We start from the raw sequence: 24,207 nt of genomic DNA, 5'->3' as shown, positions 1-24,207 counted from the left end.
GGGGAAGCAAAGAGAGAATTTCTATCATATTGATGTTATTGTATAATAATCTGATATTCCATAATTATTATACAGACGCTCATAAGAATCAACTTGATCGACTGGACGGCGGTTCCTACGTCCGGGGTACCGATTGGGGGCGGAGACGTCCCGTTCCCAGCCTGAGCGATGCCGAGCGGCCCGGCCGCAACGCGTTCGATGAAGGAGACCAGGTTTGTTTATCCAGACCGAGCAGACGCCCAATCCCTCGACCCTGAAGTTCCTCCCCGGCCGCGTGGTCATGGAGAAGGGCACGATGGATTTCGCGAGCGCCGATACCGCCCAGCCTTCGCCGCTGGCCAAGCGGCTGTTTGCGATCGAGGGCGTGGAGCGCGTGTTCTTCGGCTCCGACTTCGTGACCGTCACGAAGACGACGAGCCAGGACTGGCAGATCCTCAAGCCATCCATTCTGGGTGGCATCATGGAACATTACACATCAGGCGACCCGGTGGTGGCCGAGAGCGCCGATGCAGGCGCGGCCGCCGCGGAAGACGACGAGATCGTCGCCCAGATCAAGGAGTTGCTCGATACGCGTGTTCGTCCGGCGGTTGCCCAGGACGGTGGCGATATCGTGTTTCAGGATTTCAAGGACGGCGTGGTCTATCTCCACATGCAGGGGTCGTGCTCCGGCTGCCCCAGCTCGACGGCCACGCTCAAGATGGGAATCGAGAATCTTCTGAAGCACTACGTGCCAGAAGTGGTGGAAGTCCAGGCGGCCCAGTAGGGCCACCTTTCGCTCAAGCGTACAGCGTCAGTACTCATCGCGGTCCGTGGGGGATCGTGGCTGGGGGGTCGTTCGTTCGAGCCAACGAAACGAAGAGTGTGGAATGAAATTGTTAATCCGGCCCGCGGTCGAACGCGGGCGTCGTTATGCATTTCCGGCGGCATGGGCCGCCATGGTCGCCACAGGCGTGGGCCTGAGCGAACCGCTGCCGACCGTCGATGTCGCGCCCTATCTGTCGTTCGCGGCGATCGGCTCCGCGAGTGCTGCGTCGCCCGACCAGCCGGCGTTTCTCGCCATGGACGCCCAGCCCGCAGCTTTGACGTTCGTGCGTCACGACACGAGCGAGACCGACGATTGGCCTCATGTCACGACCCGCGAGATCACCCTTGGCCACGGGCGTTTTGCGGCTCCCGGCAATGCCGTTCGCCGGCAGGTCCAGCTGCGGGCGATCAGCCCGCGCACCGCCGACGAGCTTGCCGGTTTCTTCCGTGACGTCTCCTACACGCTGACCGACGTCCGGCTGGGCGAAGCCGTTCCGCCGATCAAGGTCGACCGCGTGCCGGGTGATCTCAACACCAAGGACGGCCACGAGCGTAAGTCGCTGTTCATCACCGCGATTCTGCCGGTGGTCCTCGAGGTCAATCAGCGCGTGCTCGCCGATCGCGAGCAGCTCCTGTATCTGCGCGACAAGATGGCGGCGGCGCCGCTTCGCATGACGCCGATCGAGCGTATCTGGCTCGAGAACCTCGCCGATCGTTACGAAATCTCGGTCGACAAGCTCGACGAGCTGGTACGTCGTGTCGATATCGTTCCGCCTTCGATGGCGATTGCCCAAGGCGGTGTCGAATCGGGCTGGGGCACTTCCTTCGCCGCGCGCAACGGCAACGCCCTGTTCGGGCAGATCCAGACCGGCGGCCGCCACAGCATTTCCGTTCCCTGGAAGCCCGGCGCCGGCATGCCACAGCCCTTCACGGACGTCGGAGAGGCGACCGACGCCTACATCACCAACCTCAATACTCATCCGGCCTATGCCGGCTTTCGGGCGGAGCGCGCGGCGATGCGCGAGCGCGGCGAGCATCCCGCCGGCTACCACCTGATCGGCACCCTGTTGCGCTATTCCGAACGCGGCCAGGGTTACGTGCAGTTCGTGCGTCAGATCATGCGCGAGAACGAGCTCGGCGATTTCGACAAGTCGCGGCTCTCGAGCTTCTGAGCTACATCATCGGGCGGGGCAGATCGGCGTCGCATACCAGCGGATAGCGCCTGGCGTCGAAGAGCTGATAGTGCCACCATTCGTTGCGGTAGAAGTCCCAGCCGGCCGCGGTCATCAGGCCCATCAGCAGCAGCCGGTTGCGTTGGGCATCGGCGGAGACGTCGGTTCGACCGTGGTGCGACAGCGGCGTGAAGGCGTCGAACGCCGTGCCCATGTCGAGTTCCCGACCGCCGCCGTCCAGCAGGCTGAGATCGACCGCCACGCCGCGCGAATGCGGCGAGCCACGGCGTGGGTCGGCGAGGAACTCCGGGTCGGGATTGACGTTCCACAGCGCCCACTGCGCCTCGACCGGCCGCAACGCATCGAAGATGCGCAGCCTGAGGCCGAGCGGCCGGGCCAGCGCCACGGCCGTGGCGAGCTTTTCCGCCGCCTCGCGATGCAGCCAGCATTCGGCATTCCGGTAGACCGGTCGTCCCGTTAGATTGGCATCAGTCGCATAGGCCAGCGTCACGTCGACATCGAAGTCGGGCGGGGCGATCGCAACCAGATCGAGTTTCATGACCCAAGAATGCCCAGCCGCCCGAGCGAGCGCCAGAGGTCGGCAGGCCGAACGATCATGAGCCCGGCATGACACTCGTGCTCGCCCTCGATTGCGCGATCAGCGGGCTTGGCGTGGCGGTGGTGCGGGATGGCGCATGTTTGGCCTCGCTGCGTGAGGAGGGACGCGACCAGGCGGCCCGGCTGCTGCCAGCCGTGGCGTCGGTTCTGCATGAAGCCGGAGTCGGCCGGCGCGAATTGTCGCTGATCGCCGTGACCGTCGGCCCGGGAAGTTTCACCGGCGTGCGGGTAGGCTTGGCTGCCGCGCGCGGCCTCGCCGTCGGGCTCGGCGTGCCGCTCGCCGGTCTTTCCACGACATCGGTCTTGATGGCCCAAGTGGCGACGCGCGACCGGCTCGTCGTCGCCGCCGTCGATAGCCGCCTTGGCGACTGGTTCTGTGCGGTCGGCGCGGAGGCCACAGCCTTTGCAGCCACTGCGATCGAGCTGGCGGATCGCCTGCGCGGCAGGGCCTGCGTGGTCGTGGGCCCCGACGTCAGTCCGCTCGTGGCGCAACTGACCGCAGCAGGTGTCGACGCCACCGTCGAGGTGGCCCCCGTGGACCCCGTCGCCGTAGCGCGCCTGGGCCTCGCGCCGGGTGTCGATGCCTGGCGCGTGCGCAATGAAAGCGAGGGCTTGCCGCGGCCGCTCTACCTGCGCGGCGTCAGCGTCACCCTGCCGGACGGCGCTCGCCGGACAGTCGACTGAATGGCTGGCCGACCAGCCTTGCGTCCTGTCTTACGCCCGCTGGGCGCGCTCGATCTCGACCGGGCTGCCGCGCTGCACGCTGAGGCCTTCGTGCCGTTTGGCGAGCGCGCCTGGACACGGCAGGACGTGGCCGAACTGTTGGCGTCGCCCGGTGTTGCCGGCCTGTTGCTGGAGGTCAACGGCGGCGATGCCGGCCTGGCGATTTGCCGGGTGGCGGCCGACGAGGCGGAGCTCATCACGATCGCCGTGCGGCCGGCCTACCGCCGCCGCGGCGCAGCGCGGCACCTGCTGACCGCCGTCATCACCCATGTCAGATCGGCGGGCGCCCGCTCGCTGTTTCTCGAAGTCGCGGCCGACAACCCGGGGGCCCAGAGGCTCTACGAACAGTCCGGCTTTTGCGCAGTCGGCAGCCGGCCGGCCTATTTCCGGCGTGGCGATGGGCCGGCGGCCGATGCACTGGTAATGCGTCTCGATCTCGATTGATCAGGCCCGCTGGATCGTCACGATATGGGTATCGCCATCGTCCTCGATCCCCAAAATGATGTGGCCTTCGTCGCGGGCCGCCCGGGGGACATTCCGCAGCGGCTCCTCACCCTTGAGCCTGACGCTCAGCACCTCGCCCGGCTGCAGGCGCTCGAGCTTGAGCTTCGTCCGCACGAAGGTCATCGGGCAGACCTCGCCGGTAATGTCGATGTCATGGTCAGCCTGTATAGGCTTTGGGTGTATGGACATGTCCCCAACTATACCCCGAACGCCTGCCGGTGTAGGGTATTGCGACATGCCTGAACGTAAAGCCAAACTCGAGCTCCTCTGCGTTGAACGCGGTCTCAAGATGACCGACCAGCGCCGCGTCATCGCGCGCGTTCTGTCCGATTCGTCCGACCATCCGGACGTCGAGGCGGTCCACCGCCGCGCGACCGCGATCGACCCGAACATTTCCATTGCGACCGTCTACCGAACGGTTCGCCTGTTCGAGGAGGCGGGCATTCTCGCCAAGCATGACTTCGGCGATGGCCGGGCACGCTACGAGGAAACGCCCGACGAGCATCACGATCACCTGATCGATATCCAGACCGGCAAGGTTGTGGAGTTCCATAACGGCGAGATCGAGGAACTGCAGCGCAAGATCGCGGAAAAGGCCGGCTACCGGCTGGTCGGGCATCGGCTCGAGTTGTACGGCGTGCCTTTGGACGGCAAAACCGAACGTCAAAAATGAGTGGACGGCGCCAGCGCCGCCCCGATAATGGACGAATGCTTGGGACGGCTCTCTGCGGATGAAGCATGCGCATCGACCGCGTTGACAGTGAAGCCGAACTTCTTGGGACTCCCACTTCGAGTGCGGAGATCGTCAAAGTCGTTGCCGGCGATTTCGAGGTCCGACTAGCCGAGAATGCCGCCGAGATCGATGCGGCGCAGGCGCTTCGCTATCGCGTGTTTTACGAAGAGATGAAGGCGCGGCCGACGGCGGAGATCGCCGCGAAGCGACGCGACTTCGATTTGTTCGACCAGGTCTGCGATCATCTGCTCGTGCTCGACCGCCGCCGCGGCGAAGGGCCGGGCGGCGTCGTCGGCACCTACCGCCTGATCCGCCGATCGGCGGCGGCCAGGATGGGCCGTTTCTATTCGTCCGCCGAGTATGACGTCCAGCCGATGGTCGACTATCCGGGCGAGATCCTGGAGCTCGGCCGCTCGTGCATCGAAAAGGACGCGCGCAACACCGCGACCATGCAGATGCTGTGGCGTGGCATCGCGCTTTATGCGTTCCACTACAACATTCAGGTGATGTTCGGCTGTGCCAGTTTCCCGGGGACGGATCCGTTGCCGCACGCGCTGCCGCTCAGCTATCTCCATCACCATCACCTCGCCCCGCCGGATATCCGCGTGCGGGCGCTGGCCAGCCGTTACGTCAAGATGGATACGCTCGCGCCGGGGACCTACGACGAACGCAAGGCGATGGCGCGCGTGCCGCCGCTCATCAAGGGCTACCTGCGGCTGGGCGGCTTCGTCGGCGATGGCGCGGTGATCGATCCCGAGTTCAACACCACCGACGTCTTCATCATCGTCAAGACCGAACTGGTGACGGAGAAGTACATCCGGCACTATGAACGCGGGATTCGTGATCAGGACGGTTGACGCGCCTGCAGCGACAATGTGGATCGGTTCCCCTCTGCGCGGCGCGTTTCGGCTGCTGAGCTACCTGTTGCTCACGCTGGCGCTGCTGCCCTTCCATCTTCTGGCACAGGCGCTGCGGATAACGCCGGTCGTGCGCTGGCTGCCGGTCGTCTATCACCGCATCGTCTGCGTGATCCTGGGCATCCGCGTCCGGGTCCATGGCAGACGCTCGACCGTGACGCCCACGCTCTATGTCTGCAATCATGTGTCCTACCTCGACATCGAACTGCTGGGTGGGCTGATTCCGGGCAGTTTCGTCGCCAAGGCCGAGGTTGCGACATGGCCGTTCTTCAGCACGCTCGCCAAGGCACAGGGCACCATCTTCGTCGAGCGGCGCTCGAGCAAGGCCAGCACCAGCCGCGACGAGATGCTGAGGCGCCTCAATACCGGCGACAATCTCATGCTGTTTCCCGAGGGCACCAGCAGCGACGGCACGCGCGTTCTGCCGTTTCGCAGTGCCCTGTTCGCCGTGGCGCAGCTGCGTCGCGACGACAAGCCGATCACCGTGCAGCCGGTGGCGATCTCCTACACGCGCCTCGACGGCATTCCGCTCGGCCGCTACTGGCGCCCGCTGTTCGCGTGGTTCGGCGACCTCGATCTGGTCCCGCATCTCTGGCAGATGGTCTGCCTCGGCGAAACCGAGGCGGTTGTGACGTTTTTCCCGACGATCGACATCGACCGGCTTGGCGACCGCAAGAAGCTCGCCGAATATTGCTTCCAGCAGGTGTCGTTCGGCGTGCAATCGGCGAACTCTGGTCGCCCCGAACTGTTGCCACCGGCCTCGGGTGTCGCCTAGGGCCCCTCGGGCAGCCCTCTCGACCCTGGCCGTGCCCGATGTTAAGAACCGGCCGTTCCAGCAACGGAGACCGATGAAGGACGTCCGCACCGGCGCTCAGAGCCAGTGGCAGCGCAAGCGCGTGTTCATTCGCACTTACGGTTGCCAGATGAACATCTACGACTCCGACCGCATGGCCGACGTCCTGCGGCCGCTGGGTTATGCCTTGTCGGACAGTCCCGAACAGGCCGACCTGGTCGTTCTCAACACCTGCCACATCCGCGAAAGGGCGTCGGAAAAAGTCTATTCCGAGCTCGGGCGTCTGCGTGACCTCAAGGCCGAACGCCACCTGGAAGGCTCCGACCTCACCATCGCCGTGGCCGGCTGCGTGGCCCAGGCCGAGGGCGAGGAGATCGTCCGGCGCCAACCCGCTGTCGACATCGTCGTCGGGCCGCAGGCCTATCACCGCCTGCCCGAACTGCTGGCCCGGGCGGCGCGCAAGTCCGACGAACGGCGCTTCGACGGCCGGCGCCGGCCGGGCGCGGGTGTGCTCGACACGGAATTTCCCGCCGAGAGCAAATTCGATCATCTGCCGGCGCCGTCGGATGCCGACGTGCGGGCCGGTTCGGCGTTCCTCGCCATCCAGGAGGGTTGCGACAAGTTCTGCACCTTCTGCGTCGTGCCTTATACGCGGGGCGCCGAGTATTCGCGGCCGGCGGCGGAGGTGCTGCAGGAGGCGCGCGCCCTGGTGGCGGCGGGCGCGGTCGAACTCACTCTGCTCGGCCAGAACGTCAATGCCTATCACGGCGAGGCTGCGCCCGGCTCGATTGGCGGTTCCACCTGGGGTCTCGCGCGGCTCATCAGGGAAATCGCCGAGATCGATGGCCTGGTGCGCATCCGCTACACCACCTCCCATCCACGCGACATGGACGACGATCTCATCACCGCACATCGCGACGTGCCGCAACTCATGCCTTACCTGCACCTGCCGGTGCAGTCGGGGTCGGATCGCATCCTCGAGGCCATGAACCGCGGCCACGGCCGCGACCACTATCGCCGGCTTGTCGACCGGCTGCGCGCTGTCAGCCCTGACCTCGCGCTGTCGTCGGACTTCATCGTCGGCTTTCCGGGCGAGAGCGATGCCGACTTCGACGACACGATGCGGCTGGTCGACGAGATCGGCTTCGCGTCGGCCTACACCTTCAAGTACAGCCGCCGGCCGGGCACCCCCGGGGCGGCGCTGGGTGACCAGCTCGACGAGAACCTCAAGACGGCTCGTCTCGCCGCGCTCCAATCGCTGCTGGGAACCCAGCAGCGCGATTTCAACCTCTCCAAGGTCGGCACCGTCGTGCCGGTGCTGTTCGCCGAGGCCGGTCGCAAGCCGGGCCAGGTGCTCGGCAAGAGCCCGTGGCTGCAGTCCGTCTATGTCGAGGGCGACGCCGACATGATCGGATCCATCGTGAACGTGCGACTGCTCGCGGCTTACGCCTTGAGCCTGGCCGGCGAAGTCGTGGCCGGTGAATCGCCCTCTCGATTCGAGGTCGCCGCGTGAGTGCTCCGCTGGCCGGTGCCGGCGTGCGCGCCGCCGACGTACGCCGCATGACGTTCGACGACAATGCCCTGGTGGCGTCGCTCTACGGCAATCACGACCGGCATCTGGTGCGCATCGAACAGCTCGCGAATGTCCAGTTGAGCGCGCGCGGCAACCAGCTTGCGATCGCCGGCACGCCGGACGACGCCACGATCGCGCACAAGGCGCTGGCCGCACTCTACGAGCGTCTGAAGCGCGGCCTGTCGATCGAGATGGCCGACATCGACGCCGCCGTCCGCTTTGCCCGCACGGGCGCGGAGCGCGGTGACGAGGACGGCATCCGCACGCGCCGCCGCACCGTGCAGGCGCGTTCGCCCGGGCAGCGCGACTATCTGGCGGCGCTGCGCGAGCGCGACATGGTGTTCGCCCTGGGTCCGGCCGGCAGCGGCAAGACATATCTCGCGGTCGCCATGGGCGTGTCGCTGCTGCTCGCCGGCAAGGTCGAGCGCATCGTGCTGTCGCGGCCGGCCGTCGAAGCCGGCGAGCGGCTGGGCTTCCTGCCCGGCGACATGAAGGAGAAGATCGATCCCTACCTGCGGCCGCTCTACGACGCCCTGCACGACATGATGCCGGCCGAGTTGATCGCCAGCCGCATGGAGTCGGGCGAGATCGAGATCGCGCCGCTCGCCTTCATGCGTGGCCGCACGCTCGCCCACTGCTTCGTCATCCTCGACGAGGCGCAGAACACCACGCCGATGCAGATGCGCATGTTCCTGACCCGGCTGGGCGAGGGCTCGCGCATGGTGATCACCGGCGATCCCAGCCAGACCGACCTGCCCAACAACCAGAAGTCGGGCCTGAACGACGCGGTCGAGACGCTGGAAGGCGTGGACGGCATGCGCTTCGTGCGGCTGACCTCCAAGGATGTCGTGCGCCACGATCTCGTCACCCGGATCGTCGAGGCCTATGACGCGCGCGACAAAAAACTCAAGGGTTAGGCCCGCGCTCCGCTGCACCGTCGTCGTGCTCGATGCCGGCTGGCTGAAGGCCCTGCCGGGCGTCGAACGTCTGGTGCGCAAGGCCGCGCGCGCGGCGGCAAGACGCGGCAAGTCCCTGAACGTTGCGCTCGCCGACGACCGGGACGTTCGTTCGCTCAACAAGCGTGACCGCAAGCAGGACAAGGCCACCAACGTGCTGTCCTACCCGTCGGGTGAGCGCGCGTTCCTGGGTGACATCGTGCTGGCGCGACAGACGGTGTGGCGCGAGGCGAAGCAGCAGAAGAAGTCACCCGCCGATCATGTCGCCCATCTCGTCGTGCATGGCGTCCTGCATCTGCTGGGCCACGATCACGAGACCAGCGATGCCGACGCCGAGCGCATGGAAGCGCTGGAGCGGCGGATATTGAAGCGGCTGGGGATCGCCGATCCCTATGCAGTGAAGTGAAAGGTCCCTCGCTACGCTCGGGATCCTTACAGCATCTCGAGCGGCTGCCTGCCTTTCGGCGGCGGAAAGGCGCGGTCGAGCTCGGCCAGGATCTGCGGCGAGAGCTTCACCTCGAGCGCACCGAGATTTTCCTTCACGCGCTCGCGCGACGACGATTTCGGAATGGTGACGACACCCGGCTGGGCCAGCAGCCAGGCGATCGCGAGCTGGGCCGGCGTGCAGCCGATGCCGTCGGCGAGTTTCTTGAGCGCGGCCTTGCGCAAAAGCCCGCCCTGATCGAGCGGCGAATAGGCCATGAGCGGGACCCCGCGCTTGCGCATCCAGGGCAGCAGGTCGAACTCGGGGCCGCGGCGCGACAGGCAGTAGAGCACCTGGTTGCTGGCGTTGAGGCCCTTGTCGAGGCGGGCGGCGTCTTCCATGTCTTTGAGGTCGAAGTTGCTGACGCCGAAGTCGCCGATCTTTCCCGCCGTGCGCAGGCGGTGGAACGCCTCGAAGGTCTCCTCGAGCCGGGCGCCACCGCGCCAGTGCAGGAGGTAGAGATCGATCCGCTCGATCCTCAGCCGCTGGAGGCTGCGCTCGCAGGCCGCGATGGTGCCGGCGCGCGAGGCATTGTGCGGGTAGACCTTGCTCACGATGAAGGGGCGTGCGGCGAGGCCGGCGATCGCCTCGCCCACGATCTCCTCGGCACCGCCATCGCCGTACATTTCGGCCGTGTCGATCATCGGATAGCCGAGTTCGAGCCCGTATTTCAGGGCGTCGAGCTCCTCGTCACGCCGCTTGGGGCTCTCGCCCATCCGCCAGGTGCCGAGACCGAGGACCGGCATGGCCGCGCCGGAGGACAATTTACAGGAACGCATCAGGAACTTCCGCGATTGCAACGCCGGGCCGATAGCCTATCTTAGCAACCATGCCCGATTCCACAGCGCACAGTACGCGGCCGGGCCTCAGCGGCCCGGCGTCGATCAGTGAATCTCCCTTGGCACCGGCCCCTTCACCGGCTCCCGAGGTTCCTTCCACGGGCGGAATATTGCGCGCGATTCTGCGCAGGCTGCGCCGCCGCGAGAAGAACGAGGCGGTCCGCGAGGCCATCGAGGAACTGATCGAGGAGACGCCCGAGAGCGACACCCCGATCAGCGAGGACCAGCGCGTCCTTCTCGCCAATATCCTGAAGCTGCGCGACAAGACGGTGGCCGACGTCATGGTGCCGCGCGTCGACATCATAGCCATTGCCGCCGACACCCCGCTCGACGAGGTCGTGCGGGTGATCCAGACCGAGGCCCACTCGCGCTATCCGGTCTATCGCGAGGCGCTCGACGACGTGATCGGCATGATCCACATCAAGGACGTGCTGGCCTACTGGGGCACGTCGAAGAAGTTCAATCTCCGCGACATCCTGCGCCGCGTCGTCTTCGTGGCGCCGACGCTGCCGGTGCTCGACATGCTGCTCGACATGCGCCGTTCGCGCACGCACATGGCGCTGGTGGTCGACGAGTTCGGCGGCACCGACGGTCTGCTCACGATCGAGGACCTGGTCGAGGAGATCGTGGGCGAGATCGAGGACGAGCACGACGTCGCCCAGACGCCGACGGTCGCCCGTCGCGTCGACGGCACCATCGACGTCAACGGCCGCACGCCCATCGAGCTCCTCGAGCAGGAGATCGGTCGCGTGCTGTCGGAGGACGAACGGCGCGAGATCGACACCGTGGGAGGTTTGATCTTCTCCCTGCTCGGCCGCATTCCCGAGCGCGGCGAAGTGGTTCGCCATCCGTCCGGTGTCGAGTTCGAAGTGCTCGATGTCGATCCGCGGCGTATCCGCCGGCTCCGGGTGCGGCAGCCGGCAGCGTCTCGGTCCGCCGCCTGATCGCCGCGCTTCTGCAATGAACCTTCGGGGATGGCGCGCCGCCGGCGTGGCTTTTCTGGCGGGTGCCCTGGCGGCGCTCGCGATGCCGCCACTTTACTGGTTGCCGCTGGCCGTCGTCGGCATGGTCGTCTTCGTCTGGCTCTGGGAGACGGCGCCGGGGCCGCGAAGCGCGCTGCTGCGCGGTTGGGCATGGGGAACTGGCCATTTTGCCGTCGGCTCCTACTGGATCCTCGAGGCCTTCTCGGTGCCGCCGGCCGACTACCAGCTCCTGGGTCCGCCGATCGTGGCCGGTCTGGCGGCGCTCCTGGGCTTCTTCCCGGGCCTTGCCGCCGGGGCGTCGCGCTGGGCCGTGCTGCGCTGGCCTCGACTGGCGGGGCGCTACCGCCGTCTCATCCTGCTGGCCATCGCCTGGACCGTTGCCGAATGGCTGCGCGGCCACATCTTCACGGGCTATCCGTGGAATCCGCTGGGCCACGTCTGGGCCTTCGCGGCGCCCTTGCTGCAGGGCGCCGCACTGTTCGGCGTCTACGGTCTCGGCGCCTTCACCTTCCTCGTGCTGGCCGCGCCCACGGCGGGATGGCGGGCCTCGGTTGCCGCCCTGGTGGCGATCGGACTCGCCGGCGCCGCGGGACAAGCGGTGATGACGCCTGTTGGCGACGGCGGCCCGGGACCATTGCTGCGCATCGTCCAGCCGAACATCCCGCAGTCCGAGAAATGGCGCCCGGATATAAGGGCGAAGCACCTGGCCAAATTGGTCGACATGAGTCGCCGCGATGGCTTCGACCGCCTCGCTGCCGTCATCTGGCCGGAGACGGCCCCGCCCTTCATCATCGAGCCGGGGTCGCCGGCATTGGAGATCATGGCCAAGGCCGCGCCTGCCGCCGGCTATCTTCTGACCGGCGCCGCCCGCGGTACTGGCGAGCGGCGGGACGGCGTATGGAATTCGCTGCTCGTCATCGACCGCGCCGGCACCATCGTCGCACACTACGACAAGGTCCATCTGGTGCCGCTGGGCGAGTACATTCCTTTTCGCCGGCAACTCGCCCCGGTGTCCGGTTTCATCGGCCGCGGTTCGTTCGAAGAGGGCGAGCAGCGCGCGACGCTGGCGCTTCCCGGCCTGCCGTCCTTCTCGCCGGTGATCTGCTACGAGGTGATCTTTCCGGCGGCGGTGACCGGCCCCGGCGAGCGGCCGCGCTGGCTCCTGAATGTCACCAATGATGCGTGGTTCGGTCTCTCGAGCGGGCCCAATCAGCATCTCGTCAGTGCCCGTCTGCGGGCGGTGGAGGAGGGGCTGCCGATGATCCGGGCGGCCAACACCGGCGTATCCGCCGTGATCGATGCCTATGGCCGGATTCTTGCGGCGCTGGACATGATGCAGGAGGGCATCATCGATCATCGTCTCCCCGAGGCGCGCGAGCCCACGCCCTACGGTCGTTGGGGTGACGGGATCCTGGTGGCCGTTCTGGCGTTGCTGGGATGTGGACTGTTGGTCGGCAGGACATCGAACGATCGACCTCGACGCTAAACTATTTCGCGATTTCAAAGCCCTGAGGTTCAGCTTGCATTCTGTGTAAGAGGGGCTAATGTCATATGCAGCTTAGGCGTGTAGATATGCATTTTTGCACTGGTTGCGTTGCCGGTCCCGCGCATTTTTGGACGTGTTTTCTACCTCTGCTTCTCCCTGACGAAATCGCATCTAGAGGAACCTGGACCGATGGCAAGATCACATCCGGTTGACGTCCATGTCGGAGCGCGGATGCGCCAGCGGCGCACGCTTCTCGGGATGAGTCAGGAAAAGCTCGGGACCGCTGTCGGGCTCACATTTCAACAGATTCAGAAATACGAGCGCGGGTCCAACCGCATCGGTTCGAGCAGACTGTACGAATTCGCCAAGGTCCTGGACGTGCCGGTGTCGTACTTCTTCGACGAGATGCCGGCCAATGCACTGGCCGGCCGGCCGATGTCGGGTCGCGGCCGCAAGGGCTTCGGCGAGACCGGTACGCCGTTCGAGCAGGAAAAGGACCCCCTGATCAAGCGCGAGACCCTCGAGCTGGTGCGCGCCTACTACAAGATCCGCGAGGCCCGGGTGCGCAAGCGCATCTTCGAGATGGTCAAGGCCGTGGGTGCGGCCAGCCACGCCGAAGCCCTGGGTGGCCGCAAGGGACGCTGAGGGAGAAGGGGCTCCGGGGCCGAGGCAGTTGGGCACAGGCTGCCCCGCCGCGAACCTCTTGATTTTCGTCGATAATTGGAGTTTTTAGCGGCGCGGCCTCGATGGTCGATGCCGCCGCGGACGGATTTGGACGACTTGCCACCGCGAAAACAAAGGCTAAGCCGGACGTTGGCGGCCCTGCTGCCCTGCCCGGAGTCCAGTGTGAACTGTGGGAGGGCATTGTGGCGCTCAAGGATTATCTTTTTACCAGTGAATCGGTTTCCGAAGGCCATCCGGACAAGGTCAGCGACCAGATCTCGGACGCCATTCTCGACGCGTTCATCGCCAATGACATCAAGCTCGGCATCGCCGACGAGAGCCACGCCAACACCCGCCTGGGCTGCGAGACGCTGGTCACTACCAACAAGATCGTGATCGCCGGCGAAGGTCGCGCCTCGGCGCCCTTCATGAAGAAGTACGGCAAGCAGACCATCGTTAACCGCGAAGCGCTGACCGAGATTGCGCGCGGCGTCGTACGCGACATCGGCTACGACCAGGACGGCTTCAGCTACCACGGCGCCGACGTCGAGGTGCTGCTGCACGGCCAGTCGCCCGACATTGCGATGGGCGTCGATGCCAAGAAGAAGGGTGGCAATCTCGGCGAGCAGGAAGGTGCGGGCGACCAGGGCCTGATGTTCGGCTTCGCCTGCCGCGACTCGGAAGAATACGAGAAGGGCTCGTTCATGCCGGCCCCGATTTTCTTCTCGCACAAGATCCTCGAAGTGCTTAGCAAGGCCCGCCGTTCGGGCGAGCTTGGCGACTTGCAGCCGGATGCCAAGAGCCAGGTGACGGTGCGTTACGTCAACGGCAAGGCTGTCGGCGCCACCAAGGTCGTGGTCTCGACGCAGCACCGCGAAGCCACGGCGAAGGGCAAGAAGTACAACTCGGGCATGATCCGCGAGATGATCACGTCCTATGTCGAGAAGTCTCTGCCCAAGGGCTGGATGCCCAAGAAGACCGCCGACTTCTTCTGCAATCCGACCGGCAACTTCGTCGTCGGCGGTCCCGACGGCGACTGCGGCCTGACGGGCCGCAAGATCATCGTCGACACCTACGGCGGCTACGCCCCCCACGGTGGCGGCGCCTTCTCGGGCAAGGACCCGACCAAGGTCGATCGCTCCGCCGCCTATGCCGCCCGCTATCTCGCCAAGAACGTGGTGGCCGCGGGCCTCGCCGATCGCTGCCTGATCCAGGTCGCCTATGCGATCGGCGTTGCCGATCCGATGTCGCTCTATGTCGACACCCAGGGCACCGGCAAGGTCGACGAGCGCAAGCTGGAGAAGGTCCTCGCGGATATCTTCCCGCTGCGGCCGACCAACATCCGCCGCGGCCTGCAGCTCAACAAGCCGATCTACCAACGCACCGCGTCTTACGGCCATTTCGGCCGCAAGCCCGAGCGCGATGGCGGCTTCTCGTGGGAGCGCACGGATCTGGTGACCGAACTGAAGCGGGCGTTCGGCGCACGCTAGGCCCGACAACCGTTCGATACGGAAAAGCGCGCGGCGTTGCTGCCGCGCGCTTTTTCATGTGAGGAAATCCTCCTAAATAATTGATTCTACGAGAATTTTGGATATTCTCGGGAGGGATGGCTCCTCTGGAGAATGGCGGCTTCCAGCAATCGGTGTGGGATGGCGAACGCCGCCAGCCGATCGATTCCCTCATGCGGGCGCTGCTCTACATCGCCCAACAAGTCGGCCGGCCGGTCAGCGAGGCCGACATACGACGGCTGGCCGCCGTTCCCGCCTCAGGGCTCGACGAGGGCGCGTTCCTCACGGCCGGCACGCGACTGGGGCTGGAGGCCTATGCCGTCGATCTCGCGGCAAGGCGGCTGGACGACCTTCCCACGCCGTTCGCCTTGGTCGGCGCGTCCGACCAGCCCGCCCCCCACCAGCCTGCCCCCCACCAGCCTGCCTACGTCGTGGTGGCCGGCGCGCGGGACCAGTGGACCGTGCTCGACGTCGTCGAAGGGCGCGTCTGGCGTCTGGCGACCGACGAGGTGATGGCGCTGGGCGCACGGGCGCTCGTGATGCGTGAAGCGGGCGCCCACGAGCGACGCCAGGAATGGTACGCGCCGCTGTGGGCCCGTGTCCGGCCGGTCGTCCTGAAGCTCGCGGCGATGTCGTTGCTGATCAATGTCCTCGGCCTCGCCACGCCGCTCTTCATGATGCTGGTGTTCAACGCCGTGATCGGCCGCGACGTGATCGGTCAGGACGGGCGGCCGGACGCCGCGGCGATCATGATCATGCTCTCCGTCGGCATGCTGATTGCCTACGCCCTCGACTTCGCGTTGCGCGTCGCTCGTGGCTGGCTGTCGGCACGCACCGGTGCCCGTCTCGACACGATGATGAGCGGTGAGGTGCTGCATCATCTGGTGCAGCTTCCCTACCGCCACTTCGAGCGCACGCCGTCCGGGGTCATTGCCGAGCGGCTGCGCCAGCTCGACGTGTTGCGCGGCTTCTTCACCGGCCAGATGCCGGTGCTCGCCATCGACATTGCCTTCGTCGTGCTTTTCCTGGCCGCCACCTTCGTCATCAGCACCACGCTGGGCATCGTCACGATGCTGGCCATCCCGATGGTGATCGGGGTGTCGCTGGCCACCCATCGTGCCCAGCGCCGACTCTCTGACGAGAATTTCCAGGCCCTGGCCGCCAAGAGTTCGACATTGACCGAGACGGTCGCCAATGCCGCCACCATCAAGGCGCTGGGGCTCGAGGCCGAGGTCGAAAAGCGCTGGCAGGCGCGGGTCGAGCAGTCGGCCTGGACCAGCTTCCGCGCGAACAATCTGGCCAACATCGCTGCCAGTGCCTCGGGCGCGCTCCAGCTCATGGCGTTGCTGGCGATCATCGTCATCGGCGTGCGCGAGATCGTCGATCATCGCCTGACGGTGGGGGCGCTGATCGCCGTCAACATGCTGGTCGCGCGCGCCCTGCAGCCGATGCGCCAGCTGGTGGTGGCCTGGCATCAGCTTCAGGCGGTCGCCGCGGCGTTCCGGCGAATCGACGGGCTGATGCATGAAGCCGTCGAGAGTCCCGCCGGCGCACTGGCGCCGATGCCGCCGCTCCTGGGTGACGTCACCCTGGAGCGCGTCACCTATCGCCCCGACGATCATGTGCCCGCGGTCCTGCAGGACGCCGACCTCGACATCGCCGCCGGCGAGATCCTGGGAATCGTCGGGCCATCGGGGTCGGGCAAGACGACGATCGCCAATCTCGTGCAGGGACTGTTCCGGCCGTCGGGCGGCCGGGTGCTGGTCGACGGCACCGACATCTCGCACATCTCGCCGGCCCAGCTGCGCGCCCAGATCGGCTGCGTGCCGCAGGAGCTCCAGCTCTTCACCGGCTCGGTGCGGGAAAACATCGCCATGGGCGTCACCAACAAGGATCCCGGCCGGGTCGTGGCGGTGGCCAAGTTCGTCGGCGCGCACGATTTCATCCAGCGCCTGCCGGAGGGCTACAACACCGTGCTGGGCGAGCGCGGCCAGGGCCTGTCGATGGGTCAGCGCCAGCTTCTCTGCATCGCCCGCGCCCTGATCCGCAATCCGCGCATCCTCATTCTCGACGAGGCAACCAGCGCCCTCGACCCCGCCACCGAGGAGCAGCTCCTGCGCCAGCTCAAGGCCAACACGCGCGGCCGCACCGTCATCATGATCACCCACCGGCTGGCGCCGCTCGCCATCGCCGACCGGGTGGCGCTGGTGATGGACGGCCGCATCGAGCGCGTCGGCCCGCCGACCGAGGTCATGGCCTATGCCCGTATCCGCATGGCTGAGGCGAGCCGGGGCCGCGGCGCGTCGGGCACGGCGTCGGCGCAGTCCGCCGCCCGGGCGATGATTATTTGAGGGCGTCGCAGAAATAGTTGACATTTCAGCAGGTTTTGGCCACTATTTCTGTCAGGCTGGCGGGGAGTGCGCCGGCCTCTTTCGTTCGTTCCGGCAAGACCTGCCCGCGGCCGTCCGCGGGTTCGCGCTTAGGCGCTTGGTGCAGCCGCCCTGGGTCCTGACCCAGGGGGTTAGAGCAATCCATCCAGGCCCAAAGGGCTTCGTGCCGGCCGTGCCGGCGCCAACAGGAAAAAGAGCCACGCTTCGAACCGTGGACAGGCAATCGCGCGCCACCCGGACATAGGGCCGGGCACGGATCCGGGCCCACATTCGGGCCCAACACGCCCACGTTTCAGGTGGGCCCGTTGAGCCGGGTAAAATCCCGGATTTGTTGGCTTTCCGGCGGTTTGGAGAGCCAATTTCTGACAGTCGAGTTGGGCCAACTTTGAAAAGTTGGGCCCGCTGAATTCGCCTCTAGCGGCGGAGATCGACGACCAAAAGATCGCCGCGCTCGTTGCCGACGGCGAGCCTAAATCCATCGGGCGACCAGGCGAGGCAGGTGATGGCCGAGCCGTCGGCCATTTTGAGGACCACCGAGCGTCGGGTCTTGATGTCGCCGAGCTGCAGCTCGCCGGAATCGTAGCCGCCGGCCACGAACTCGGCGGTGGGGTGGGCCGCCACGACGCTCAAGAGGCCCGCGCCTTCCTCGCCGAACTGAAGCGGCGGCTTGCCTTCCGGTCCCTTGCCGGAGAAGGGCCAGGCGGTGAACACCGGCTGAGAGGAGGTGTAGAGAAAGCGCGCGTCGGCGGTCCAGCTGAGCGACTTCACCTTGGCCGGGTAGCCCTGCATGCGCATGTCGGTGGCCTGCGCCATGCGCCAGACATGGATGTCGTTTTCCTGGGTGCCGGTGGCGATGAACTTGCCGTCGGTGCTCCAGCGCAGCGCCACGTGGCTGCCGCGCCAGGCGAAGCGGCGCGGCGGCAGCGTCGCCTGACCGAGGCTCCACACCGTGACGCCGCCGTAGTGGGCGCAGGCGATGCGGCTGCCGTCCTTGCTGAAATCGAGGTCGGCCACCGTGCTCTGGTGCGGGCCGAACTCGCGGACGTCGCCGTCCTTGTTGACGACGACCGCGGCCTTGCCGACGGAGGCGGCGACCGCGCCGGCGGCGCGGTGCGCGGCCAGGTGCTCCACCCATTTGCCCTTCTGGTTGAAGAGCTCGGTCGCCGTGCCGTCGAGGCCGAGGCGTAGAAGGCGGCCGTCGTCGCCGCCGCTCACGAAGCCGTCGCCGGCCGGATCGGCGACCAGGGAGAGCACGGCGCCGCCATGAACGGGCGGCGGTGCGGCGGGGGCCGGTGCGGCGATGTCGGCGGGCAGCAGGCGCACCGAGCCATCGCCCAGCGCGAAGGCAACGGTCGTGCCGTCACGGCTGAAGGCGCAGGCGGCAACTGGGGCATCAGCCGCGATGGAACGGGCCGGCGGCAGGGTCTGGCGCCAGGCCGGGTTGGTGAGGTCGATCTTCACGCGATTACTTCAGGCAGTCTTCGAAGCCGCGCTTCAGGTTGTCGCCATCGAGGTTGCGGCCGATGAAGACGAGCTTGCTGGAACGTTTTTCGCCCGTCTGCCACGGGGAGCCCCAGTCGCTGTCCATCATCATGTGGACGCCCTGGTAGACGTAGCGCTTGGGGGCGCCATCGATGGCGAGGATGCCCTTGCTGCGGAAGATGTCGCCGCCGCGCAACTGCAGCAGCGCGCCCATCCACTTCTGGAACTTCTCGGGGTCGACCGGCCGGTCCGAGGTGATGGACAGGCTCTTCACCTCGTCCTCGTGATTGTGGTCGTGGCCGTGCTCGAGGAAGTCGGGCTCGAATTCGAGGATGCGCTTCAGGTCAAACGCGCCCTTGTCGAGGACTGCGGCAAGGTCGATCCGGCTCTTCTCGGTCCTGTGGATGCGCGCATAGGGATTGATGCTGCGGATCTTGCCCTCGACCTTGGCGAGGTCGTCGGCACTTACGAGGTCGGTCTTGTTGAGCAGGATCACGTCGGCGAACGCCACCTGCTCCTCGGCTTCGGAGCCCTGCTCGAGCTGGCCCTGGAAGTGCTTGGCGTCGACCACCGTCACGATGGCGTCGAGGCGGGTCCGGGCCTTGACGTCATCATCGGTGAAGAAGGTCTGCGCCACCGGGCCGGGATCGGCGAGGCCGGTGGTCTCGACCAGGATGCCGTCGAACTTGTCCTTGCGCTTCATCAGGCCTTCGATGATGCGGATCAAATCGCCGCGCACGGTGCAGCAGATGCAGCCGTTGTTCATCTCGAAGACTTCCTCGTCGGCATTGACCACGAGGTCGTTGTCGATGCCGAGTTCGCCGAATTCATTCACGATGACGGCGTATTTCTTGCCGTGCTGCTCGGAGAGGATGCGGTTGAGCAGGGTGGTCTTGCCGGCGCCGAGATAGCCGGTCAGCACGGTTACGGGCACTTGTGCTTGAGACATGAAATTCCTCGAGAATTGGCCCCTGAGATAGGGCCGCCGACCCTGTGAGTCTAGGGTCGCCGCTCTAGGGTCTTTCGCCGCGGATCAGCTTGGGCAGGTCGCCGACCAGGCCCATGGCGTGGCGGACGAAGAAGCGGCGCAGCGCCGGCACGCGGTTGACGGCGGCGAGGCCAAGGTCGCGCGCGAGGCGCAGCGGCTTGCTGTCGTTGGAGAACAGCCAGACCAGGAGGTCGGTGCCGGCGACCATGGCGAAATTGTCGGTCCGCCGCCATTGGGCGTAGCGCTCGAGCGTGTCGGCGGCACCGATGTCGAGGCCGAGACGCTTGCTGTCGGCCAGCACCTCGACGAGGGCTGCTATGTCACGCACGCCGAGATTGTAGCCTTGGCCGGCAATGGGATGGATGCCGTGGGCGGCATCGCCGACCAGGACAAGTCGCGTATCGGTGTAGCGCTCGGCATGGACGAGGCTGAGCGGATACGACCAGCGCGGTCCAACCGGTTCGGCGTGGCCGAGATGGTCGCCGAACCGTCGGGCGAACTCGGCCTGGAAGCGTGCCGGGTCGAGCTCGAGCAGGCGGCGCACGAGATCGGCGCGCTCGGTCCAGACGATCGACGAGCGATGCTCGCCGGCCGGCCCGTCCGTCATGGGCAGGATGGCAAAGGGGCCGCCTGGCAGGAATTTCTCCTGTGCGATGCCGCGGTGCGGTCGTTCGTGCCGGGCGACCAGCACGATCGCGATCTGGCCGTACGACCAGGACCGTGCGCCGATCCCGGCATCCTCGCGCATCGAGCCGAAGCGACCCTCGGCCGATGCCACCAGCCGCGCCGTCAGGCGGCGGCCGCTCCTGAGCGATAGGTCGGCCTGGTCCGCAGTGCGGCTGGTTTCAATTACTTCATCCGGTGCAACCAGCTCAACCTGCGGGCAATCTGCCAACTGTCGCAGCAATGCTGTGCGCAGAAAACGGTTCTCCACGATCCAGCCCATCGGCGCCGGATCGCGGGAGTCCGGCGCCGCCTCGCGGTGATCGAAATGGAGATGGAGCGGGCTTGCCCGGCCGTCGTGGCCGGCGTCGGAAATCCGGATATCGCGGATCGGCTCGGCCTGGCCGGCGACATCTTCCCAGACGCCCAGCGCCGCGAAGAGGCGCTGGCTGGTATAGGCGATCGCCGTCGTGCGGCCGTCGAAGCCGGCCTCGGTCAGGGACGTGAGCGGCATCCGGTCGATCAGGACCGTGCTGAGGCCAGCGTCGCCGGCGGCCAGTGCCAGCAGGCTGCCGTTGAGGCCGGCGCCTACGACCGCGAGATCGAAATGGGGGCTATCCATGGACCATAGATGGCAGCCGCCCCGGCACGCGGCAAGCCGGGCGACAGCCCTCTATGGTGGCTGAGGAAGGGTCGCTCAGAAGGCCTTGGCGATGCCGACGATGATGCGTCCCTGGCAGTTCAGGGTGTTGAGGCAGCCCTGGATGTCGACGTTGGTGTCGGTATAGGCGGCGGAGATGTCGAAGCCATAGACCGAGACCACGGCGCCGAGCTGCCAATCCCAGTAGTTGTTGGTGGGAATGCCGTAGTTGGCGAAGCGCTCGACGTACTGGTTGCCGACGTTTCCAAAGACCTTGAAGGCGATGTTCTCGTTGATCTTGATGAACGGCAGCGGGACGGTGACCTGGGCCCACTTGTACCAGGCGATACCGGAATTGGCGAAGAAGTTGGGGCTGTAGCGCACGGCGGCGCTGAGCTGGGCGACACCGAAGTCATAGCCGCCGACCAGGCCGAACTCGTTGAAGTCGTAGAACAGGTTGGAGGCCGCGCCGAGATAGTTGTAGCGGATGTAGCCCAGGTCGAAGGTGAGCTTGTCCTGCATTGTCTTGTATCTGAGGCCGGTCAGCAGATCGATCTCGGCGATGGCGCCGGTGTTGGGGAAGTAGACGTTGCTGCCCCAGGCGCCGACATAGGCGCTGAGCGGGATGGCCTCGCTCACGGTCGGGGTCTCGTAGCCGACGTTGACCTGGGCGGCGACCTGAAGCTGGGTCTGCGAAATGCCGCGATACGAATAATCGTTGAGGAAGGCGAAGCCGGCGGTGAAGTTGCCACCGAACGGCGCCTTCCATGTCTCCTTCTCGGTGGCCGGCGGAGTCGCCGGATCCGGCGTGCCTTGGGCAAAGGCAGAACCCGATGCACAGATTGTGAGCAGCGCAAAACCCAAAGTGGCAAATTTCTTAAGCAACACAACCACCCCCGATACTAGAAAGCTTCATTTCGCCACAAAGGCAGCAAGACCCGTGCCAGACGGCGGGTGGTCGATCGAGGGGCATTGGCATGAAGTTTGCTGCCCCTCGATTGAACTTTGGGGGCGGGCCTTCCGCCCGGTGGAGGACAGCCGAAATGAAAATGGTCATGGCAATATTCAAGCCGTTCAAACTCGACGAGGTCCGGGATGCGCTGACTTCGCTCGGCATCCAGGGATTGACGGTGAGCGAGGTCAAGGGGTTCGGTCGGCAGAAAGGTCAGACCGAGATCTATCGCGGCGCCGAGTACGCCGTGAGCTTCCTGCCGAAGGTCAAGATCGAAGTGGTGATCGACGACACCATGGTCGAGCGCGCGGTCGAGACGATCCGCAAGGCGGCCGGTACCGGCAAGATCGGTGACGGCAAGATCTTCGTCCTGTCGATCGAGCAGGCGATCCGCATCCGCACCGGCGAGTCCGGCGCGGAAGCGCTGTGATCCCGCGCACCAACTCAAACAACTCAAGACCCGAGGGAAGAACGATGAGACTCAAGTTCAATACGGTGATTGCGGGCCTGGGGGCGGCCGGCACACTGCTCCTCCCGGCCCTGGTATTGGCCGCCGACGAAAAGCCCAAGCTCGATACCGGCGACACCGCCTGGATGCTGACCTCGACGGCGCTCGTGCTGATGATGACCATTCCGGGTCTCGCGTTGTTCTACGGCGGCATGGTGCGCAAGAAGAACGTGCTCGCCACGGTCATGCAGAGCTTCGCCATCACCTGCATGATCTCGGTGCTCTGGCTGATCGTGGGCTACAGTCTCGCCTTCACGTCGGGCAGCACCATCGTCGGCGGACTGAGCCGGGTCTTCCTGAGGGGACTGACGCTCGACGGTGTCCATGAGCTCGCCAAGACCATCCCGGAATCGGTGTTCATCTGCTTCCAGCTGACCTTCGCCATCATCACGCCGGCCCTGATCGCCGGTGCCTTCGCCGAGCGCATGAAGTTCTCGGCGATGATGTGGTTCATGGCGCTGTGGTCGCTGATCGTCTACGCGCCAGTCGCCCATTGGGTGTGGGGCGGCGGCTTCCTCGGCGACTGGGGCGTGCTCGACTATGCCGGCGGCACCGTCGTGCACATCAACGCCGGCGTCGCCGGTCTGGTGTGTGCTCTCGTCATCGGCAAGCGCAAGGGTTTCGGTACCGAGAACATGGCGCCGCACAACCTGGTCTACTCGGTGATCGGTGCCTCGCTGCTGTGGGTCGGCTGGTTCGGCTTCAATGCCGGCTCGGCGGTCGGCGCCAGCGGCAATGCCGGCATGGCGATGGCCGTGACGCAGTTCGCCACGGCGGCTGCGGCGCTCGCCTGGATGTTCGCCGAGTGGGTGACGCGCGGCAAGCCGTCGGTGCTCGGCATCATCTCCGGCGCGGTTGCCGGTCTGGTCGCCATCACCCCGGCCTCGGGCTTCGTCACGCCGATGGGCTCGCTGGTCATCGGCATCGTCGCCGGTCTGGTCTGCTTCTGGGGCGCCACCGGCCTCAAGAAGGCGATGGGCTATGACGACTCGCTCGACGCCTTCGGCGTTCACGGCATCGGCGGCTTCGTCGGCGCGATCCTGACCGGCGTCTTCGCCGTCGAGGTGATCGGCGGCGAGGGCAAGAAGGGCCTGATCGACGGCAACGCCGGCCAGGTCCTGACCCAGCTCTGGGGTACCCTGGTCGTCATCGCCTGGTGCGCGATCGGGACCTTCATCATCCTCAAGGTCGTTGACGCGCTGATCGGCCTGCGCGTGACCAACGAAGAGGAAATCGAGGGTCTCGACATCAATCTCCACGGAGAGACGGTCCACTAAGCCTCTCCAGCGATCGTCGGGAACCCGCCTCCTCCCTGGTTCCCTCTCTCCTGCCGCTCCGTGTCGCGGCAGGAACCTGAGGCCCGGCGACCAGTTCGCCGGGCCTCTTTTGTGCCCGAATTTGACGGCGCCGACGACAGACGCCAGTCTATGCGGACAAGCCGAAAAGGCAGGAGGGAAGCGTATGAAGCTCGTGTCCGCCATCATCAAGCCGTTCAAGCTCGACGAGGTGCGCGACGCCTTGACCGGCGTCGGCGTCTCAGGCCTGACGGTCAGCGAAGTGAAAGGTTTCGGCCGGCAGAAGGGCCAAACCGAGATTTATCGTGGCGCCGAGTATCTCGTGAGTTTTTTGCCCAAGGTCAAAGTCGAGATCGTGGTCGACGACGCCCAGGTCGAGCGGGCCATCGAGGCCATCCAGAAGGCCGCGCATACCGGCAAGATCGGCGATGGCAAGATATTCGTCACTGCGGTCGAACAGGCCCTGCGCATCCGCACGGGTGAATCGGGGTCCAACGCGCTCTAGGTTTCAAGCAAGACAACTCGCAAATAAA

The 24,207-nt window shown here is 66.0% G+C and carries 25 protein-coding genes; 18 read left to right on the top strand and 7 right to left on the bottom strand.

The window, feature by feature from the left end; translation table 11 throughout:
* Positions 1-214 precede the first annotated feature (214 nt).
* Positions 215-763 (top strand): NifU family protein, encoded by a 549-nt coding sequence (locus EPO55_RS07945; protein ID WP_296336071.1) that lies wholly within the window; start codon positions 215-217, stop codon positions 761-763.
* A 103-nt stretch (positions 764-866) separates the two neighbouring features.
* Positions 867-1,976, top strand: coding sequence for a glucosaminidase domain-containing protein (locus tag EPO55_RS07940; protein ID WP_296336070.1), 1,110 nt, complete (start codon positions 867-869; stop codon positions 1,974-1,976).
* Between the two features lies 1 nt (position 1,977).
* Here EPO55_RS07940 and ddpX read toward each other — a convergent pair whose 3' ends face one another.
* Positions 1,978-2,535, bottom strand: a complete 558-nt coding sequence (gene ddpX, locus EPO55_RS07935) for a D-alanyl-D-alanine dipeptidase (RefSeq protein WP_296336069.1) — start codon at positions 2,533-2,535, stop codon at positions 1,978-1,980.
* Positions 2,536-2,603: 68 nt separating this feature from the next.
* Between ddpX and tsaB the strand changes: the two genes are divergently transcribed.
* Both tsaB and rimI read left to right on the top strand, forming a co-directional pair.
* On the top strand, positions 2,604-3,278 hold the full coding sequence (tsaB, locus tag EPO55_RS07930; protein ID WP_296336068.1) for a tRNA (adenosine(37)-N6)-threonylcarbamoyltransferase complex dimerization subunit type 1 TsaB: 675 nt from the start codon (positions 2,604-2,606) through the stop codon (positions 3,276-3,278).
* A gap of 18 nt (positions 3,279-3,296) precedes the next feature.
* On the top strand, positions 3,297-3,761 hold the full coding sequence (gene rimI, locus EPO55_RS07925) for a ribosomal protein S18-alanine N-acetyltransferase (RefSeq protein WP_296336067.1): 465 nt from the start codon (positions 3,297-3,299) through the stop codon (positions 3,759-3,761).
* Here rimI and EPO55_RS07920 read toward each other — a convergent pair whose 3' ends face one another.
* A complete protein-coding gene (locus EPO55_RS07920; protein WP_296336066.1) occupies positions 3,762-4,010 on the bottom strand; it encodes a sulfurtransferase TusA family protein in 249 nt (82 codons plus the stop codon).
* A 46-nt stretch (positions 4,011-4,056) separates the two neighbouring features.
* Between EPO55_RS07920 and EPO55_RS07915 the strand changes: the two genes are divergently transcribed.
* From EPO55_RS07915 to ybeY, 6 genes are all read left to right on the top strand, one after another.
* Positions 4,057-4,494 (top strand): Fur family transcriptional regulator, encoded by a 438-nt coding sequence (locus EPO55_RS07915; protein ID WP_296336065.1) that lies wholly within the window; start codon positions 4,057-4,059, stop codon positions 4,492-4,494.
* A gap of 65 nt (positions 4,495-4,559) precedes the next feature.
* On the top strand, positions 4,560-5,411 hold the full coding sequence (locus tag EPO55_RS07910) for a GNAT family N-acyltransferase (RefSeq protein ID WP_296336064.1): 852 nt from the start codon (positions 4,560-4,562) through the stop codon (positions 5,409-5,411).
* Between the two features lie 16 nt (positions 5,412-5,427).
* Positions 5,428-6,246, top strand: coding sequence for a lysophospholipid acyltransferase family protein (locus EPO55_RS07905; RefSeq protein WP_296336063.1), 819 nt, complete (start codon positions 5,428-5,430; stop codon positions 6,244-6,246).
* Between the two features lie 73 nt (positions 6,247-6,319).
* Entirely contained in the window at positions 6,320-7,777 is a 1,458-nt protein-coding gene (gene miaB / locus EPO55_RS07900) for a tRNA (N6-isopentenyl adenosine(37)-C2)-methylthiotransferase MiaB (RefSeq protein ID WP_296336062.1), read from the top strand.
* A gap of 47 nt (positions 7,778-7,824) precedes the next feature.
* Positions 7,825-8,754 (top strand): PhoH family protein, encoded by a 930-nt coding sequence (locus tag EPO55_RS07895; protein ID WP_296336085.1) that lies wholly within the window; start codon positions 7,825-7,827, stop codon positions 8,752-8,754.
* On the top strand, positions 8,723-9,199 hold the full coding sequence (gene ybeY, locus EPO55_RS07890) for an rRNA maturation RNase YbeY (protein ID WP_296336061.1): 477 nt from the start codon (positions 8,723-8,725) through the stop codon (positions 9,197-9,199). The genes EPO55_RS07895 and ybeY overlap by 32 nt, the downstream gene beginning before the upstream one ends.
* Positions 9,200-9,225: 26 nt before the next feature.
* Here the strand turns inward: ybeY and EPO55_RS07885 are convergent, their stop codons facing one another.
* Positions 9,226-10,056, bottom strand: a complete 831-nt coding sequence (locus tag EPO55_RS07885; protein ID WP_296336060.1) for an aldo/keto reductase — start codon at positions 10,054-10,056, stop codon at positions 9,226-9,228.
* A 170-nt stretch (positions 10,057-10,226) separates the two neighbouring features.
* On the opposite strand from EPO55_RS07885, the gene EPO55_RS07880 reads away from it, so the two are divergent.
* The 5 genes from EPO55_RS07880 (at position 10,227) to EPO55_RS07860 (ending at position 17,107) form a co-directional block, all read left to right on the top strand.
* The gene (locus tag EPO55_RS07880) at positions 10,227-11,060 is read left to right on the top strand and encodes a hemolysin family protein (protein ID WP_296336059.1); all 834 of its coding nucleotides are present in this window, start codon (positions 10,227-10,229) and stop codon (positions 11,058-11,060) included.
* A gap of 16 nt (positions 11,061-11,076) precedes the next feature.
* Positions 11,077-12,585, top strand: coding sequence for an apolipoprotein N-acyltransferase (gene lnt, locus EPO55_RS07875; RefSeq protein ID WP_296336058.1), 1,509 nt, complete (start codon positions 11,077-11,079; stop codon positions 12,583-12,585).
* 189 nt (positions 12,586-12,774) lie between these two features.
* Positions 12,775-13,230, top strand: a complete 456-nt coding sequence (locus EPO55_RS07870; protein WP_296336056.1) for a helix-turn-helix transcriptional regulator — start codon at positions 12,775-12,777, stop codon at positions 13,228-13,230.
* A 221-nt stretch (positions 13,231-13,451) separates the two neighbouring features.
* On the top strand, positions 13,452-14,738 hold the full coding sequence (gene metK / locus EPO55_RS07865; protein ID WP_296336054.1) for a methionine adenosyltransferase: 1,287 nt from the start codon (positions 13,452-13,454) through the stop codon (positions 14,736-14,738).
* A 116-nt stretch (positions 14,739-14,854) separates the two neighbouring features.
* Positions 14,855-17,107 (top strand): peptidase domain-containing ABC transporter, encoded by a 2,253-nt coding sequence (locus tag EPO55_RS07860; RefSeq protein WP_296336053.1) that lies wholly within the window; start codon positions 14,855-14,857, stop codon positions 17,105-17,107.
* Positions 17,108-17,560: 453 nt separating this feature from the next.
* Here EPO55_RS07860 and EPO55_RS07855 read toward each other — a convergent pair whose 3' ends face one another.
* The 4 genes from EPO55_RS07855 to EPO55_RS07840 form a co-directional block, all read right to left on the bottom strand.
* Complete coding sequence (locus EPO55_RS07855; protein ID WP_296336052.1) at positions 17,561-18,607, bottom strand: WD40 repeat domain-containing protein; 1,047 nt, start codon at positions 18,605-18,607, stop codon at positions 17,561-17,563.
* Between the two features lie 4 nt (positions 18,608-18,611).
* Entirely contained in the window at positions 18,612-19,577 is a 966-nt protein-coding gene (locus EPO55_RS07850; RefSeq protein WP_296336051.1) for a GTP-binding protein, read from the bottom strand.
* Between the two features lie 64 nt (positions 19,578-19,641).
* Entirely contained in the window at positions 19,642-20,901 is a 1,260-nt protein-coding gene (locus EPO55_RS07845; protein ID WP_296336050.1) for a UbiH/UbiF/VisC/COQ6 family ubiquinone biosynthesis hydroxylase, read from the bottom strand.
* A gap of 75 nt (positions 20,902-20,976) precedes the next feature.
* Complete coding sequence (locus EPO55_RS07840; RefSeq protein ID WP_296336049.1) at positions 20,977-21,807, bottom strand: TorF family putative porin; 831 nt, start codon at positions 21,805-21,807, stop codon at positions 20,977-20,979.
* Positions 21,808-21,962: 155 nt separating this feature from the next.
* On the opposite strand from EPO55_RS07840, the gene EPO55_RS07835 reads away from it, so the two are divergent.
* The 3 genes from EPO55_RS07835 (at position 21,963) to EPO55_RS07825 (ending at position 24,179) form a co-directional block, all read left to right on the top strand.
* On the top strand, positions 21,963-22,301 hold the full coding sequence (locus EPO55_RS07835) for a P-II family nitrogen regulator (RefSeq protein WP_296336048.1): 339 nt from the start codon (positions 21,963-21,965) through the stop codon (positions 22,299-22,301).
* 164 nt (positions 22,302-22,465) lie between these two features.
* Positions 22,466-23,656, top strand: a complete 1,191-nt coding sequence (locus EPO55_RS07830) for an ammonium transporter (protein WP_296336084.1) — start codon at positions 22,466-22,468, stop codon at positions 23,654-23,656.
* 184 nt (positions 23,657-23,840) lie between these two features.
* Positions 23,841-24,179 carry a P-II family nitrogen regulator gene (locus tag EPO55_RS07825; protein ID WP_296336047.1) on the top strand — a complete coding sequence of 113 codons (339 nt, stop codon included), beginning with the start codon at positions 23,841-23,843 and terminating at the stop codon, positions 24,177-24,179.
* The last annotated feature ends 28 nt before the right edge of the window (positions 24,180-24,207 follow it).

Source organism: Reyranella sp., from assembly GCF_004296935.1.
Lineage (GTDB): Bacteria > Pseudomonadota > Alphaproteobacteria > Reyranellales > Reyranellaceae > Reyranella.
This window is presented reverse-complemented; position numbering and strand designations above follow the sequence as displayed.

Excerpts from the sequence above, each read along its gene's own strand:
- EPO55_RS07940 (WP_296336070.1), top strand. The coding sequence starts at position 867 with ATGAAATTGTTAATCCGGCCCGCGGTCGAACGCGGGCGTCGTTATGCA.
- ddpX (WP_296336069.1), bottom strand. The coding sequence starts at position 2,535 with ATGAAACTCGATCTGGTTGCGATCGCCCCGCCCGACTTCGATGTCGAC.
- tsaB (WP_296336068.1), top strand. The coding sequence starts at position 2,604 with ATGACACTCGTGCTCGCCCTCGATTGCGCGATCAGCGGGCTTGGCGTG.
- EPO55_RS07920 (WP_296336066.1), bottom strand. The coding sequence starts at position 4,010 with ATGTCCATACACCCAAAGCCTATACAGGCTGACCATGACATCGACATT.
- EPO55_RS07915 (WP_296336065.1), top strand. The coding sequence starts at position 4,057 with ATGCCTGAACGTAAAGCCAAACTCGAGCTCCTCTGCGTTGAACGCGGT.
- EPO55_RS07910 (WP_296336064.1), top strand. The coding sequence starts at position 4,560 with ATGCGCATCGACCGCGTTGACAGTGAAGCCGAACTTCTTGGGACTCCC.
- EPO55_RS07905 (WP_296336063.1), top strand. The coding sequence starts at position 5,428 with ATGTGGATCGGTTCCCCTCTGCGCGGCGCGTTTCGGCTGCTGAGCTAC.
- miaB (WP_296336062.1), top strand. The coding sequence starts at position 6,320 with ATGAAGGACGTCCGCACCGGCGCTCAGAGCCAGTGGCAGCGCAAGCGC.
- EPO55_RS07895 (WP_296336085.1), top strand. The coding sequence starts at position 7,825 with ATGACGTTCGACGACAATGCCCTGGTGGCGTCGCTCTACGGCAATCAC.
- ybeY (WP_296336061.1), top strand. The coding sequence starts at position 8,723 with ATGACGCGCGCGACAAAAAACTCAAGGGTTAGGCCCGCGCTCCGCTGC.
- EPO55_RS07885 (WP_296336060.1), bottom strand. The coding sequence starts at position 10,056 with ATGCGTTCCTGTAAATTGTCCTCCGGCGCGGCCATGCCGGTCCTCGGT.
- lnt (WP_296336058.1), top strand. The coding sequence starts at position 11,077 with ATGAACCTTCGGGGATGGCGCGCCGCCGGCGTGGCTTTTCTGGCGGGT.
- EPO55_RS07870 (WP_296336056.1), top strand. The coding sequence starts at position 12,775 with ATGGCAAGATCACATCCGGTTGACGTCCATGTCGGAGCGCGGATGCGC.
- EPO55_RS07860 (WP_296336053.1), top strand. The coding sequence starts at position 14,855 with ATGGCTCCTCTGGAGAATGGCGGCTTCCAGCAATCGGTGTGGGATGGC.
- EPO55_RS07850 (WP_296336051.1), bottom strand. The coding sequence starts at position 19,577 with ATGTCTCAAGCACAAGTGCCCGTAACCGTGCTGACCGGCTATCTCGGC.
- EPO55_RS07845 (WP_296336050.1), bottom strand. The coding sequence starts at position 20,901 with ATGGATAGCCCCCATTTCGATCTCGCGGTCGTAGGCGCCGGCCTCAAC.
- EPO55_RS07835 (WP_296336048.1), top strand. The coding sequence starts at position 21,963 with ATGAAAATGGTCATGGCAATATTCAAGCCGTTCAAACTCGACGAGGTC.
- EPO55_RS07830 (WP_296336084.1), top strand. The coding sequence starts at position 22,466 with ATGCTGACCTCGACGGCGCTCGTGCTGATGATGACCATTCCGGGTCTC.
- EPO55_RS07825 (WP_296336047.1), top strand. The coding sequence starts at position 23,841 with ATGAAGCTCGTGTCCGCCATCATCAAGCCGTTCAAGCTCGACGAGGTG.